The sequence below is a fragment of the Rhodococcus sp. EPR-134 genome (assembly GCF_001647205.1).
GTDB lineage: Bacteria > Actinomycetota > Actinomycetes > Mycobacteriales > Mycobacteriaceae > Rhodococcus_F > Rhodococcus_F qingshengii.
Map to the genome: position 1 here is coordinate 1 of NZ_LVCT01000093.1, position 13,968 is coordinate 13,968.

At 61.6% G+C, this 13,968-nt stretch carries 19 protein-coding genes; all 19 read left to right on the plus strand.

From position 1 onward, the window contains the following. Positions 1-340 precede the first annotated feature (340 nt). Entirely contained in the window at positions 341-919 is a 579-nt protein-coding gene (locus A2J01_RS04630; RefSeq protein ID WP_064112145.1) for a hypothetical protein, read from the plus strand. Between the two features lie 550 nt (positions 920-1,469). Then, positions 1,470-1,742, plus strand: coding sequence for a hypothetical protein (locus A2J01_RS04635; RefSeq protein WP_047269193.1), 273 nt, complete (start codon positions 1,470-1,472; stop codon positions 1,740-1,742). Positions 1,743-1,798: 56 nt separating this feature from the next. Continuing rightward, positions 1,799-2,173, plus strand: coding sequence for a hypothetical protein (locus A2J01_RS04640; protein WP_047269192.1), 375 nt, complete (start codon positions 1,799-1,801; stop codon positions 2,171-2,173). A gap of 177 nt (positions 2,174-2,350) precedes the next feature. Beyond that, positions 2,351-2,707, plus strand: coding sequence for a hypothetical protein (locus A2J01_RS04645; RefSeq protein WP_047269191.1), 357 nt, complete (start codon positions 2,351-2,353; stop codon positions 2,705-2,707). A 256-nt stretch (positions 2,708-2,963) separates the two neighbouring features. Then, positions 2,964-3,515: a hypothetical protein gene (locus A2J01_RS04650; protein WP_064112147.1), complete on the plus strand. Its 552-nt coding sequence runs from the start codon at positions 2,964-2,966 to the stop codon at positions 3,513-3,515. Between the two features lie 109 nt (positions 3,516-3,624). After that, complete coding sequence (locus A2J01_RS04655) at positions 3,625-3,945, plus strand: hypothetical protein (RefSeq protein ID WP_058228469.1); 321 nt, start codon at positions 3,625-3,627, stop codon at positions 3,943-3,945. 278 nt (positions 3,946-4,223) lie between these two features. Then, entirely contained in the window at positions 4,224-4,682 is a 459-nt protein-coding gene (locus tag A2J01_RS04660) for a hypothetical protein (RefSeq protein WP_064112150.1), read from the plus strand. After that, the gene (locus tag A2J01_RS04665; protein ID WP_064112152.1) at positions 4,670-5,086 is read left to right on the plus strand and encodes an ASCH domain-containing protein; all 417 of its coding nucleotides are present in this window, start codon (positions 4,670-4,672) and stop codon (positions 5,084-5,086) included. Before A2J01_RS04660 ends, A2J01_RS04665 begins: the two co-directional genes overlap by 13 nt. A gap of 340 nt (positions 5,087-5,426) precedes the next feature. Continuing rightward, positions 5,427-5,699 (plus strand): hypothetical protein, encoded by a 273-nt coding sequence (locus tag A2J01_RS04675; protein ID WP_156519156.1) that lies wholly within the window; start codon positions 5,427-5,429, stop codon positions 5,697-5,699. A 397-nt stretch (positions 5,700-6,096) separates the two neighbouring features. Further along, on the plus strand, positions 6,097-7,089 hold the full coding sequence (locus tag A2J01_RS04680; RefSeq protein ID WP_223304381.1) for a DNA cytosine methyltransferase: 993 nt from the start codon (positions 6,097-6,099) through the stop codon (positions 7,087-7,089). A 60-nt stretch (positions 7,090-7,149) separates the two neighbouring features. Further along, positions 7,150-7,728: a hypothetical protein gene (locus A2J01_RS04685; RefSeq protein WP_064112158.1), complete on the plus strand. Its 579-nt coding sequence runs from the start codon at positions 7,150-7,152 to the stop codon at positions 7,726-7,728. Beyond that, positions 7,721-8,101 carry a hypothetical protein gene (locus A2J01_RS04690; protein ID WP_156519157.1) on the plus strand — a complete coding sequence of 127 codons (381 nt, stop codon included), beginning with the start codon at positions 7,721-7,723 and terminating at the stop codon, positions 8,099-8,101. The genes A2J01_RS04685 and A2J01_RS04690 overlap by 8 nt, the downstream gene beginning before the upstream one ends. A gap of 255 nt (positions 8,102-8,356) precedes the next feature. Then, positions 8,357-9,229 carry a hypothetical protein gene (locus A2J01_RS04700; RefSeq protein ID WP_064112163.1) on the plus strand — a complete coding sequence of 291 codons (873 nt, stop codon included), beginning with the start codon at positions 8,357-8,359 and terminating at the stop codon, positions 9,227-9,229. Beyond that, positions 9,226-9,843, plus strand: a complete 618-nt coding sequence (locus tag A2J01_RS04705) for a hypothetical protein (protein WP_047269183.1) — start codon at positions 9,226-9,228, stop codon at positions 9,841-9,843. Before A2J01_RS04700 ends, A2J01_RS04705 begins: the two co-directional genes overlap by 4 nt. A 29-nt stretch (positions 9,844-9,872) precedes the next feature. Further along, complete coding sequence (locus A2J01_RS04710) at positions 9,873-10,631, plus strand: hypothetical protein (RefSeq protein WP_064112165.1); 759 nt, start codon at positions 9,873-9,875, stop codon at positions 10,629-10,631. A 278-nt stretch (positions 10,632-10,909) separates the two neighbouring features. Next, positions 10,910-11,353, plus strand: a complete 444-nt coding sequence (locus A2J01_RS04715; RefSeq protein WP_156519158.1) for a DUF3846 domain-containing protein — start codon at positions 10,910-10,912, stop codon at positions 11,351-11,353. A 253-nt stretch (positions 11,354-11,606) separates the two neighbouring features. Continuing rightward, the gene (locus A2J01_RS04720) at positions 11,607-12,128 is read left to right on the plus strand and encodes a hypothetical protein (RefSeq protein WP_156519159.1); all 522 of its coding nucleotides are present in this window, start codon (positions 11,607-11,609) and stop codon (positions 12,126-12,128) included. Positions 12,129-12,258: 130 nt separating this feature from the next. Beyond that, positions 12,259-13,464, plus strand: a complete 1,206-nt coding sequence (locus tag A2J01_RS04725) for a PIN domain-containing protein (RefSeq protein ID WP_064112171.1) — start codon at positions 12,259-12,261, stop codon at positions 13,462-13,464. Between the two features lie 220 nt (positions 13,465-13,684). Then, positions 13,685-13,968, plus strand: a 284-nt coding sequence (locus A2J01_RS04730) for a hypothetical protein (protein WP_156519160.1), incomplete at its 3' end; no start/stop codon positions are given.

A 13,968-nucleotide genomic window follows, 5' to 3' on the forward strand; every position in this document is an offset into this window, starting at 1 on the left:
AGGTGGGAGTCGGTGGGTGGGGTGATGTTGTGAGGTCAGTGGGGGGACAGAGTTTCTCGCGGTTGAGGTTGCTCGTCCGGATGGGTGGTCGGTGGGCGCCGCGCTCCGAGCGTGAGGTTGGGGGTGCCCGGTCGCCGGCGTCATGTGAACGCGCGCGTGGCGTGAGGTCCGACAGCTGCAGAGATCGTGGTGACAGGAGCCGATCATCAACGTGGGCTGCGACGATGGTGCGTCCGTTACGGTCCGTGGGTGACCGGAACCGGGGGTGGGATTGTGCATGTGCACCCTGCGCCGTCGCGTGATGTCCAGGGCCCACCGGTTACGAGGAGATGATGCTGGCGTGGTTGAGATTCGCACCGACCTGTCGGATGTGGCCCGAGGCAAGGCCGTGGGCGCGCTGACCGATGCGGTCAAGCAGGAGTCGGCGCTGCGGGAACGGATGGAGACAGCTCGGGATCGTTCGGCGGCGGCGATCGTCAACGCCCGCGAGGTCGGGGTGTCGTGGGATGAGATCAGCGGCGTCTTCGGTGGGGTTACGCGGCAGTCGTTGACTGAACGGGTCATGCGTTTCGAGGCCCGTTCGGAGAGCCGCCGTAGCGCCTCGTGGGAGGGGACGCGAATCGAGACACCCCCTGGGGCAGGGCATACCGGGGCATGGCGACTCGCCAGCGTCCGGCAGGCCGCCGCAAACGGAGCTGATCTGGCGGCGGCTGCGGCTCGGCGTGCGCACCTGGTCGACGAGACCGATCCACGTCAGATCCAGACTCGAGTCCGGGCGGTCGGGCACGCAGCGTTGGCTGCAGCGAAGGAAGCTGTTGTGGCGGCCGAGACTGGTGCCGGTCCGGAAGGTGTGCGGGATGAAGCCGCGGCCGGCATCGCCTTCACCGCGGCCGCCGGGTACCTCCCCGGCGACGCCTGACCGTCGGCTCCCCCACTCCCCCAGGGAGAGAGCTGTCCGCTTTCGAATGGTGTGGGTGCTGTTTCCAACGAGGGCAGCGGGGGGACAAAGAATTTCACCCGGTATGTAGTTCCGTGGCCGTTGTGGGCGGGTCGAGTTGAACTCAGCTCAGCTCAGCAATAGGTCCGTGGCCAGTCGACGAGGTCGGCTGACGCCGATTCGTGGTCGGGCGCGGTCGACCAGTGCGGCGGCCAATAGTCGCGTTGGGCGTGGCGCGACTATCTCGTCGCTGCGCGCCCGGCGTTCACCCGGTCCTGTTCGCTGTCGGCCAGTTGCCGAGTGGTGATGCTTCCTGACCCTCCTCCCGGGATGGGCTGGATTCCTGCCTATCCCGGCAGGCCCCCTTCCCCCGGGGAGAGAGCTGTCCGGCTCGGGGTGTCGCGTATCGGCAAACCCAGTCGATGTTGTCAGGGGGACAAAGGATCTCGCGTGTGGCTCAGTGCCGCAGTGTCAGGCGCCGGCGCGGATCGTCATCGATGGCAACGAACGCCGACGGCCTTGGGAGGGCACGATGACGACCACCGCATACGAGTCTCGACAGATCAGTGACGAGCGCCGAGCTGCAGCGCGCAAACACGCCACCCACCTCATCCGCCGCAGCGGTCGCCACGTCGCCGAAGACCAGATGACGGTCTACAAAGTCGGCTACAGCGTCACCACCCTTGACGGCACCGAAGTCGCGTTCATTCTCGGATGGGAATGGGCGACGCTCGCAGAGGAGCGCGCCATCCTGAGCGACGCCGGATACGACCTTCTGGGCTTCAACTACGCCCGCGCGATCTGACCACCCAGGGGCGGCTGACCTCGGCCCGGCCCCCACCTGACGGAAGGAAAACAATCATGACTGCACCCGAGCAGCACGCCACGTTAAAGGACGAGCTTCTCCGTCTGAGCGCGGAGCATGTCGATCTGGGCGAGAAGATCGAGAGGCTAGCGCTCCCGGCGATGAGGGAGTACGTGTGCGCCCTATGGCCGGATGCGGCGATCGTCTACTCCAGTCCTGAATGGGTCGTCGAGAAGGTAGTCGCGGTGGACGGGCGGGTGCTCGCCGACGAGGAGTTCTTCAAGCCGTATTTGATGATCGACAATGACGATTCTTTGCCACCCATCGTCGAGGACATCGGAACGTTGATCGCGCACCTTCCGCCATCTCAGCGAGGGGACTACAACCATCACGAACCGGACTTCGTTATCCGGCTGTACCAGGGCGCGTAGAAGCCGACATTCACCCACCGACGCTGGTGGGTGAATGCGTCCGGCTCAGTCCCCCAGGGAGAGCGCTGTCCGGCCCATCGATGCGTGAGCGGCTGCTGTTTCTGTCATGCCGCACTCGGACAACGGTTCTCGGAGAGTAGGGGCATACCGTCAACCACACGACAGAAGGATGCAGCGATGCTGACAACGAAGACGCCCACCCCTTTCCAGGACAAGCTCACCGAGCTGTGCGACGCCAAGAGGGCACTCGACCGCCAGATCGACGAGATCGCTATGGCAGCCCTGAGCGAGTTCGTGCGCAATGTGTGGCCCGAGGCCGGGATGCTGCGGGCAGATATCGAATTCAACGTCTACGAAGTCACCACGGTCGACGGCGGGCGGGTACTCGCGTCGAGCGACGACCTCGACAACTTCTACGCCGATGGAGTCGACTTGAGCGAAATGACGACGCTGGTGCACGCTCTGCCGCCCGGGCAGCGTGGAACCTACGACAACACCACGGAGTACTCGATTCCCCTCGCACCGTTGCGCTGAGCCCGCGACAGGCCCACTCGCGCCCACCCGCCGACGCCTGGCGGGTGGGCGTTCGGCTGCCCCGACCGGGCAGGCAAACGCGACTCCCCCATTCCCCCAGGGAGAGTGCTGTCCGAACTCTCGGCCAGCACGCCATCCCAGTCCGGCAGCGGACAAGTCGTTGCCAGAAAACTCCCCAACAGGCAGTGCCCCAGCGTGACCAGACACCAGCCAAGGTTTCCTTCCACAAGTTGTTCACCCGACCGAAGGAACGATCATGGCCGACACCACCTCAACCGTCAGTAGCGCGACAACCGTCGCAGACCTGATCGCCACCGGAGGCCGAGCCTTGCCCGCAGAACGAGTCGGCGACGCACAGGCACTGATCTCGTGGATTCTCAACACCATGTGCCCGAACAAAGTCCGCGAGCGCGCGTCGAACTTGCACCAGGCACTGTCTGTGGACGCGCCGGCAAAACCAGCCGGCCCCGCGGTGGTGCACTCCTCACCCGCGGAACTCCGAGAATTCGCTCAGAACGTGATCACCGACATCAACTCAGGAATCGCCTATACCGCTGATGAGATCGCCGAACACATCGAGCGCTACTTCGTCGTACCTGCACCCTCAGAGCACGTCTCAGACGTAACCGGGTACATGGTTCTCAACCCCGAAAACACCGCCGACCTGTGGGACGGCGTTGTGCACACAACACTCGAGGCGGTTCGGCAAGAAATGGCGCACGCCGAACAGCGGAAGAACGAGGTCGGTGAAGGCTGGGCGATCTACGAAGTCCGGCCGCTCGGTGAGTCCACAGTCAGCAAAGAGTGACAAACACTGCCGATTTCTCCCAGCAGTGACCGGAAGTGCCAGCGGTAGACATAGGCGCAGAGCGCGATAATCGCTCGTTGGCAGATCCTCAGAACATTGGAGAGAGTGCATGACAACTGCCCAATCCCTGGCTGTAGGCACGAAGGTTCAGTTCGCCGAATCCAAACGCTGGTGGCGCGTGCGGGCCGTGTCCGAGGACAACAATTTCGTGATCCTCACCAGCCCGTTCAATCTCAAAAAGACAGTGCAGTACACGATCATCGACAACCGGCGCGGTGTACGTGGCCCCGACGACAGGATCTTCAGCAACGGCTACGAGTCCGACGAGGACATCAATGCGCGACTGAGTGAGCTGGTCGCCGGAAGCATCTCCGTCTCGAAGAAAACGTCGAAGTTCGTCGAGCTCGACATCGTGACCGTGAAACCGTGACAACCCGCCACCGGGTTGCATCGGATTCCCGACGTGCATCAGCGCTGATCTGATCGCGCTGCGCGCTCGCGGATCCTCAGGACTGTCCTACACACTCAGCGCGGCGGCCGGCGCCATCTACCGTCAGCGCCGCATCTGATGCCGCACAACAGAACCTTCATTCGTAGAACTTGGCTGAGCGAAACGATAACCGTCAACGCAGCTTTTCGGCCCGACAGCACGTCGTCGCCCAGCGATCGCCGCACCCATCCCGTCCACTTACGAATCGAGCCAATGTCATGAACAACTTGAACAACTCAGATGAAGTAGCAATCGATGTCGGGAGAGTAGCGCTGGAGGCGAGCGAGGGCGTCGCCCATGGTTCCGATCCCGAGGACTTCTTCCTGGCGGCAGGCAACGCAGTCCTCTTCTGGCTGCCTTTGAATGGGTACCCCATTCTCACCGCGGAGCAGATGGTGCCCACCGAGGAGAGCACGAAAGCGGGGCGGAATGACTTCAACGACCATGCGCCGTTCACTGCTGTACCCCCCGAAACCGGATCGAAGATGTTATGCGCTATCACAGGAGCAGACAGCAACCCCGGTGGAGAACACGCCTACGTAACCGTGCGGGTGCCGAAGGATTTTGTCTCGGGGCAGTCAATCGCAGATCTTGCAGGCGCGGGAGAGAGTCGCGAGCTAGCAAAGCTCCTCGCCCCGTCGGTAGCCGCGGAGGAGGGAAGAGCATGCGAATCCTGACCGTGCGTCAGCCCTACGCGTGGCAAATCGTTCACGGAGACAAGAACATCGAGAACCGGACGAGGAACATCGCAGGAAAATACCGCGGCCCCGTCGCTATCCACGCTTCACTCAAGCCCGACATGGAAGCACTGCGAGGTCTTCCGATGAGGCACCCCCGTGGTATCCCCCGGATCCACTACTTCGGTGCGATCATCGGTGTCGTCGACCTCTCGAGTGTGCATCATGACCGGGATTGCGAATGTGACTGCTCGGACTGGGCGCAACCGGGTCACTTCCATCTGCGCCTACGAAATCCGCGAGTACTCGAATCCCCGATCGAGTACAAGGGCGCACTGGGACTTCGGACCATCGCTGACGACAGCATTATTCGGCGGCTCGATTTAGCGGAGGCGTACCAGTGACAGGCAGCACAGATCAACAGAGCACACTGCCGCTCGCGGAGGATCGAACGTCAATCAGGCGCAAGATCGCGGACATGTGGCTCCAAGAGATCGCATCACAGCCGATGAGCTTGTGTGCCGACGATGGCACCAAAGTGCTTGTCTTGGCGGAGTTGACGTTGCGGATGGTCGAAAAGGCAGGATATGCAAGGGGTGCATCGTGACTGACATTGGAGGCCATGCGAAGCCCCGGGCAGTGGAGATCCGCACTGAACCTTTTGCGACGAAACTCGCTCGGCATGGCCGGGACGAGTTAAGGCGACGCGGGCACGACGTTCCCGAGCCGGTAAAGGAATGCACGATGGACGGAGACTGTGACGCGCCTGAGCATAACGACGGCTGCTTCGGCGGAAGCGAACCTAGTGAATCGGTCGAGGTGGCCGTCTACGTCCGACTACCGGACCCGGAGAATCCGTCACCCGCGTTGATCGAGGCCGCGTACATAGCGCAGGACGACCTGTCGAAGCCACCCGATCAGTGGGCAATCAGAGCTGCTGCGGAGGTAATTCAGTCGTACATCGACGCACAGAACCACACCACCGTGCATGTTCTCGGGCACCAAATTCGGAGATAAAGCCCTGAGCGGAAGCATCTTTGACCGTGCGGGCGAGTGGGAGATTGAGGCCACGATCTTCCTGGACGGAATAGCAGTGGCATATACACAGACTCGCCAGGTGACGCCCACGAGTTCGCGATGGAACTGTCGTCGCGAATCTCGAGCGCCGTGACGTGTCGTCGTGACGCTGCCGAATGTGGTGGCCAGGCTTCACTGAGCAGGTCTTGAAGGGTTTTCGAGGGGCCTGATAAGGCTGTCCGCCTGTGCGGGCCGTGTGGTCATCTGTTCATCCTGGTTGCCAACACCAGCTGCCCTCACCGCTGCATTCCTTGCCGCACACCGGAACCCGCATCTGTAGAACTGGGTGGACTTGAAGGCGCCCGCCAACATGTCCCAGGTTCTGAACGGAGGCCGAATGGCACTGACTGCGAGCGACAACTTCGCGGGGGCTGGTGGAAGCTCAACAGGTCTTGAATTGGCAGGGTATTCGGTCGTTTCCGCCGCGAACCACTGGGACCTGGCTATCGCCACTCATCAACGGAACCATCCCAACACCGAACACCGGAACGAGAATCTCAGCGAAGTCGACTGGCGCACTTTCCCGAGAACGAACATCGCATGGTTCTCCCCGTCGTGCGTATGGCACGCCAGATCCGGCGGGCACAAGAAACCACCGGTGGAACAGGAACTACTGCGTGCCGACGCGGGATCCATCGACCGCGCTACAGCCTTCGCTGTCATCGCCGCAACAGAAGTGCACCGCTACGACGCTGTGATCGTAGAGAACGTCCTCGAATTCCAGGCCTGGACTCTCTACCCGTGGTGGCTGGACGGGATGCGAATGCTCGGCTACCGCGAACAAATCGTGCTTCTGGACGCCGCCGACGTTGGCGCAGCACAGCGACGTGTTCGCTACTTCGCCGTGTTCACCCGCGACGGGAACGTGGATCTCACCGTGACCGAACCGGAGCAGGTCAGCGCGTCGACGATCCTTGATCCGAACCCCGGGAAGATCGTCACCCGCAAGCTGTACGTGTCGGAACAGATCGAGCAGATCGCCGAATTCGACACCCCGCACCTTGTGACCTACCGGCGCAACGCGCAGGCCCGCAGAGCTGATGCGCATCCGCTCGCTGCCATCACTGCCGGCGGTAATCACCACGGCATCGCGACAGTCACCGACGAGGGTGTTCGCTTCCGGATGCTGTCGAACCGTGAATGCGCAAGGGGACAGGGTTTTCCGGACGCCTACGAGTTCGTGGGCAACACCAAGCAAGTGAAGAAGCAGATCGGCAATGCGGTATCCGTCCACGCTGCACGGTGGATCGGGGATCGCGTACGAGTGGCCTTGGAGGGTCCGGCACCAGTGAGTGTCGATCGACGAGCCCTCGTAGGGGCTAACTCGTGACCGCGACACACAGAAGTCAGTTCACTCAAACAGTTTTCGATCAAGTCAGGAGAATCGCGAATGTACTACGCAGAGACCGGTGACCGAGGAGACCAGATGGCCGCAGTAGCCGGCGCCCTCGACGATCCGCATCACAATCGTTCGTCACGGTCACGAACGGAAACAATCGCAGCTCTCGACGCCCAGACACAGGCGGAGTCCATGTCCAGGTCCACGACGACCGAACTGGCGGACCTGCTGGGCAAGCACGGTCCCGCGACAGTCACACATCTCGACAACCGCAGCTTGGTGATCGACTGCGCCTGCGGCGCTGAGGTCTTCTGCACGGGGGACGAGTTCCGGTCCGCGCCGATCGACAGCACATCCGGCGCACTCTCCTACCTTCTGCGCCACCACGTCGCCGAGGCAATCGTGGCCACCAGCGTTGTCGTCCCGAAAGAGAAGGTGCAGGTGCGATACCTGTTCTGTGGCCATCCTGGCTGGCCTGACCCGCTCTGGGTGTGGCCAGCGACCCTTGAGAACGCGACCCGCATCTACAACGAAAACCCTCACCCGAACGCGTGGGTCGGCAGCCGAATCCACCAAGAACACCTCGACGTGGTGATCCCGAAGCGCTCCGAAAGGGACAATGATGAGTGATCACATTCTGCGGATCACGCGCGCCGCCGCCAACGAGCACGACGCCGAATACGAGATCGTGTGCCCGTACAAGCATCCCGGCGCACCGTGCACAGTCTGGTGGGAATGCGAAGACTGCAAGGAACTCCCGACCAACCCACGGAACGAGCTCCAGAACCAACTCGACCGCGACGGAGTGAGCCAGGTCCACGACCTTCCACACCAGATGATCGGCGACATGATCTGCCAACAGGGCGACACGTGCATCGTCTTGACCGGTCACACCGACTACGACTTCGATCCCGACGACCTGCCGGCTGGCGATCACCCCGTCGTTTACGAGACCGAGGAAATGTGCACGTACATCACGCTTCCGAAGGTCAGACAGTCATGAACCTGATGACCTTCGATCAACTGTTCACGGAGCAGTGGAAATACGAAGAGGCCAAACGTCAGCAGTGGATTCAATGCACGTGCGGCAGGTTCGTCAGGCCCGGCTCGTATTGGGAACGGAACGAAATTGGGGAACGGTTTTTCGGTTGGAACTGCTCCCGGTGCGGCGACGTGGTGGAGTACGAATGACGCCACAACGAACATCCGCAGGCCGAAGCCGAGCTGTCCGAAATCATTGGCAGTCAGGAGCATTGACATGACCACCAAAAATGCATCCACAAAGGCCGTTGCGCTCACCGCTGCAGAGGTGCAGCATATGCTCCGCCGGCACTACAACCCGCCGAGCGCTCAACGACCCGGATTCATACTCGCGGCGGAGATCGCAGCCCCCGGATCGGATCGGCGGGCCGACCTGATCGCGGCGCCATTGACCCACTCGAATGGCGACCACATCATCGGGCACGAGATCAAAGTCAGCAGGCAGGACGTGATCTCAGAACTACGTAATCCGACCAAACACGACGACTGGGCCAAGCACTGCTCACAGTGGTGGCTCGTCATCTCCGACCCCGCCCTCATCGAAGGCCTGACAATTCCCGAATCCTGGGGCATCATGGCGCCACCTGTCCGGCGAGGTGGGGTGTCGATGGCAGTGCTGCGACCCGCACCGAAGTTGTCCCCGATCGACACTGGCGCCGCCTGGCGCAAACTCGCTCGCTGGCAGGCGTGGAAATCCTCGGAAGCCGAACGCGAGGCTGCCCGTTCAGTGAAGGAAGCGCAACGCACGCACGAGCGCGATCAGCGGGAGCTTGCTCGGGTGAAAGCCGTCGGTACCGGTGCCAGAGAGTTCGAGGCGGAGCGGATCCATCGGATACTGAATTTGGTCGACGAGCAGATCGTGGCGAAGCGATTGTGGTTATGGGCCCGCACAGAGGATCAGGAGTTGCTCGAGACGATCGCGGACGCGGTAGTTGACCACGTCGCTGTACGCAGCGCTGCCACCAATCTGAGGAGCAGCCTCGCGAACATCGTCGAAGAGCTGATCGACCCGAAATCTGGAGTGCGGCTGAGCCTGTCCAAAGCCGACGTTCTCGCCGCGCCGAAGGCAAAAAGGCAGGCCAGACCATGATCGCCGACAGCGACCGAGGCATTGCCCAGATGCTCTCCGATCCGGACCTCGTCGGCGACACCCTGCTGTTCGCGCTGTGCCTTCGTCACGTTCTCGATCGAGTGAGCGACGACGACGGCCTACGGGTGCGAGTGAAGACCTTGGACGGGCTCCTGCTTGAGGTCGGGGAACAAGCCACCGGCGACAACCCAGGAAAGGCGTTCTACTGGGCCCGGCGAGCTGTCGAACGGGATCTTCCCCGCTACGACCCGGAAAGTACACAGGGGCTTATGCGTTGCTGCGCTGAGATGGTCCGGAAAGGCGGGCAGTGCAGTAAGCCCGCTGTCACCGTCTGGATCGACCGAGAACCGGCTACCGGAGAATCTGTGTGGATCGGCTACTGCCGCCGACACCTCACGTCCGAGGTGGAGGCACTGCGCGATGAACGACAACGACTGTGGAACGAACACGGGAAGCCGGTTCCGCCGCCCAACCGTGGCGGGGTGCTGACTCGCTATTTCACCTGTGATTGGGATGCGCTCTGGCAGCGCGTTTGTCCTGTCCGGGAGCCGTTGGATGGTGCGAAGGAGGCGACACCGCCGAAGCCGGCGCTGAGGGTCGTCCGGGGCGAGTGATACCTCCACGAATCGACGATGACCGATGAGTGCACACCGCCGTTGCCGCGTATTCGCTTGGGGTTTTGCATATTTGGGCAATGGAGAGCAAGGGGAACCAAATGGCTACAGGAAATCAGGACTCGGCCACAGACACTGTTGGTGCGCTCAATCGGTGGAACAGCGAGTTCGTTGTGGATCCGTTGGCGTGCCCTCGCGACGGGATTGAGTTGTCGGCCGTGAGTGCGGCCTCGCTGGTGTGGGTGTGCCCCGAATGCGAAATGCAACAAGCAGTCACGGAGGGGCAGATCGTTGAGGCGTTGGGCGCCCTGGAGTTGCCGATACCGGGGAAGGGTTCAGTAGTACGAAACGGGCCCTGGCGTTTGAATCTTGGCGTACCGGCGCCCAGCGTGTTGGGTCGCCCACGTAAGAATCTCGATGCCTTCGGCTTGTCAGTTGGAGTCGTTACCGCTGTTGTACTGGCTCTGATTGTCTTTTCGATTGGCAAACTCGCTGTCGTCGACCGCGCGCTGATTGCCGCGGGTTGGGGTCTAAGTCTGGTGATTGGCGTTTTGGGCTACTACGCCACAGCTCGGCCCGTCGTCCACGGTCGATGGATTTTGACGAGTATCGACAGGGTGTTTCCGGGTATGTGGGTGGCACTGAATCCTCACGTCCTGAACGTGGGAGCCGTTGAGCAGGTCACCGGATCAAAGACCACCGATCAGATAACGATCACGTACCGCGATGGGACCACGCTGACACGACCAAACGACTCTACGATCGGTGTCTTCATGCCAGATCGGTAGAGGTTGCGCAGGTCAACGTGTTGGATTCGAGATCCCGTACTGGGATTTCGGATTCAGGTGAAGACGCTGTCCGGCGAGCGTCGTTGTTGAGTGGATGAACTGCATCCTGTCCGGCCGAGCGCCCGGTTGGCCGCCGCGCCCCGTTGCTGGTCGAGAGCCTGCGGAGCCGCGAACGCCGGCGACGCTGCTCCAGATCGCCTGATTTTGTGGTGCCGCATCCCAAAGTGCCTCCACGCAAGCTGATTTCAGCAACCAACCGAACCGATCAGGAGATCACCGTGGACGCAATCAAGATCGACACCCAGTTCAACGTATCCCGAGTGGACCTCACCGCAGGTGGGCGCAGCATCGGTGACGGGCTGCGTGCGGAAATCGACTGCCGTGCATTCGACGTCGTCGGCCTTACAGGCGATGACGACACCAGCCTCGATATGTGGGTCGACGACGAGGGCATGTACAACAGCACTCCGAACCTCGCCGCTTCCGGGATTGCCCGTGAACTCAAAGAAGACGCGCAGGCGTACTACTTCGGTACGGCCTTGTTCGCGACGTCCAACGACGAAGGCGAGACCGTCGACCTCCGCCCGGAGCACGTGTCGAAGGTTCTCGGAAGTCTGGCGGAGGTAGCCGGGGTGCCCATGGCGGCCCGCGTGCAGTGGATCGCAACCAGGGCAGCGGCATTGGGGTTCACCGTCCCGGCGCCGGCCAGCGCGTCGGTCTGACCAACTAACTCAGCCCGCCTACCAGCCCACGGCCGGTGAGCGGGCTGAGTTGTGCGTGCGTCGCATGAGGCCGCCTGTCCGGCCCCTTCCGCAGCCTCACCAGTGGAAACGTGCCCTCGCAAACCCGTCGGTGTTTGACGTACGTGCCACGCACCGGAGGCCGTCGATCTATGTTGATCCCATCGGAGAATGCACCGCACCAAAAATCTTGGAGGACGTTATGTACGCAATTCGGGTCGGCACAGATGCAAACGTGGACAAAGTCGACTTGACCGTAGGGCGGCAGACCGCCGAGGTCGGCCTACGCGTCGAGATCGGATGCCCTGCGGTCGACGTTGTCGCCCTCGCTGGCGACGAGCACACCAGCCTCGCGATGTGGATCGACAGTAGGGAAACCGCTGACGGGCAGCTGAACCCGCTCGCATCTGCAATCGTGCGTGTGTTGCGCCCCCAGCTCACCCGCTACTACTTCGGGCCGGTGGTGATCGGGACATCCAACGAGCACGGGCAGATCGTGGAGCTCAGCCCGGAGCACACGGAGATCCTTCTCAACGCACTGGCCAAGGCTAGTGGGGTTCCCGACTACGACCGCAAGGGCTGGGCCAGTCGCGCGGCGGCAGCACTCGAAATCGTCCACCCCAGTGCTGCATCCGTGGCTACTCCCGACCAGGCAGCTGAGTCAGCGCCCGTAGTCGCACCCGCTGGTGCGTCGGAACCAGCTGCACCCCTTCGCCAGCCCGTCTGCCAGAAGCACCCCCTCCGCGCGTCTGTGTGACACAACCGCACCGATATAGACCAGCGATTCCTGATCGATCGCACGTGACCATCGGACCGTAGCGACCACGCGACCGCCCGCCATGACAGCCCGTCGAGGCGGGCGGTTCGCGTGTGGAAGAGTTGATTCCATGACTCCGACGTCGTCCACCATCTTCATTTTCGATACGAACATCGTCCTCGGGACGCCGCGACTGGACGATGTGGCCTGGAAGAAGATGTTCCTGGTCAGGGAGTTTGGGCCTTCATTCACGCTCGTGGTCCCGGAGGTGGTCGTTCGGGAGTTCGGCCGCCGCAGATTCGCGGCCGCTGAATCACTCCGTAAAGCCGGAATCAAGTCGTGGAGCACTGCCCTTCGAGATTTGGCAGCCGCAGGAGTGGAATTGCCGCCTGAAGTGCCGACTGTCCGCGAACTGCGTGACCGCCCGACAATCTCACGGGTGGATCACACTGCCGAGCTGAGGACCAATCTCGCCGACCACGGTGTGAAGATCGCACCGATCCCACCTGTTGACCACGATGTTTTGGTCGAGTGGTCCCTGAGCGCGCATCCACCATTCGACACCACCGACAAGGGATACCGTGACGCCCTGATCTGGGGGACAGTGAAGGCCATCGCCGTGGCGTCGCCGGCGCATAGCGAGATCGTGTTCATCACCAATGACAACGATTTTTGTGGGAGCGGAGATGACTCGGGGAAGCTGCACAAGAATCTGATCGCTGACCTGAAGGCGGCGACACCGAATGCGGTCGCCCTGGCGAAGACTATTTCCGAAGCCATGACTCTGACCAAGCTGGACTCCGTTCACGCAGAACTGTCCGAGGACGATCACGACCTTGAGCTGTATGACGACATCTCACAGCTGATAACGGCTGCGATCCCCGGCGCGTGCGACGACATACTGGGCATGGAACTACCCGACTATATCTCCGACGACTTCTTTCACGAGTCTGCCTTCAAACTGACAATTCCGGACCTCGAAGGTCCCGTCATCGTCACTGAAGTTGACCCACGTCTCGACACTGTGGGCATCGATGTGCACGAGAAATACGAAGGCGACACACAAATCGGCGAAGTTCGCTTCCTGGCTACTGTCACATGCAGCGGTCAGATTCATAAGGCTGACTTCGCGATCTCCGATGTTGATTGGGACGTGCAAGACGCAGACTTCAACAAGCACTACATGGAGGTAGCCACGTCGGTAGAAGTCGAATTGACGTTCCGATTCTTGGTGAACGGCAATGAGGTTGATTCGCTCGAATTCGACAGCGGAGTGCAGGTCACCTCCACCCCCAAGAAGAAGTGGGCGAGTTCTTCGCTGTTCTACGACAACTAGAACGCACCATTAGCATCAACGGGCCTGACACAAACAACCGACTGACGACAGGATTCCCGGTCGGTTGCGAGCTGTCCGAGCAGTGTTTGAAATACTCGACGTCCGCTTGGCAAGCCCCAGGTCCATCACCATAGCGTGACGGACAAAGGCTGCCGCACAACATAATTAGCTTCGGCATCGTGAAGGCGACCAAATCGCCGACCAGTGCAGAGGATCTTCAATGACGTTGACCGCGCTCCCCCACATGACTTGGACCGACTTCTCCCGCAACGTCTTACCTGGGCTGAAAGCGCTCCAGAAGACTGTGACTCCGCAATACGTACTCTGCCCGTACGACAGCATCGAACGGCGTACCCATCAGGTTGTCGTCGTCACCGACGCCGTCACCACACCCACCCTGGTGCGCGCTCCTCGGGCGCGATCGAACAGGAAGCCGATCGCCATCGCGCTACCAAGCCTCGACACCCTGACGTTGCCGTTGGCGCAGTCCGCCGTCAGAGTTCA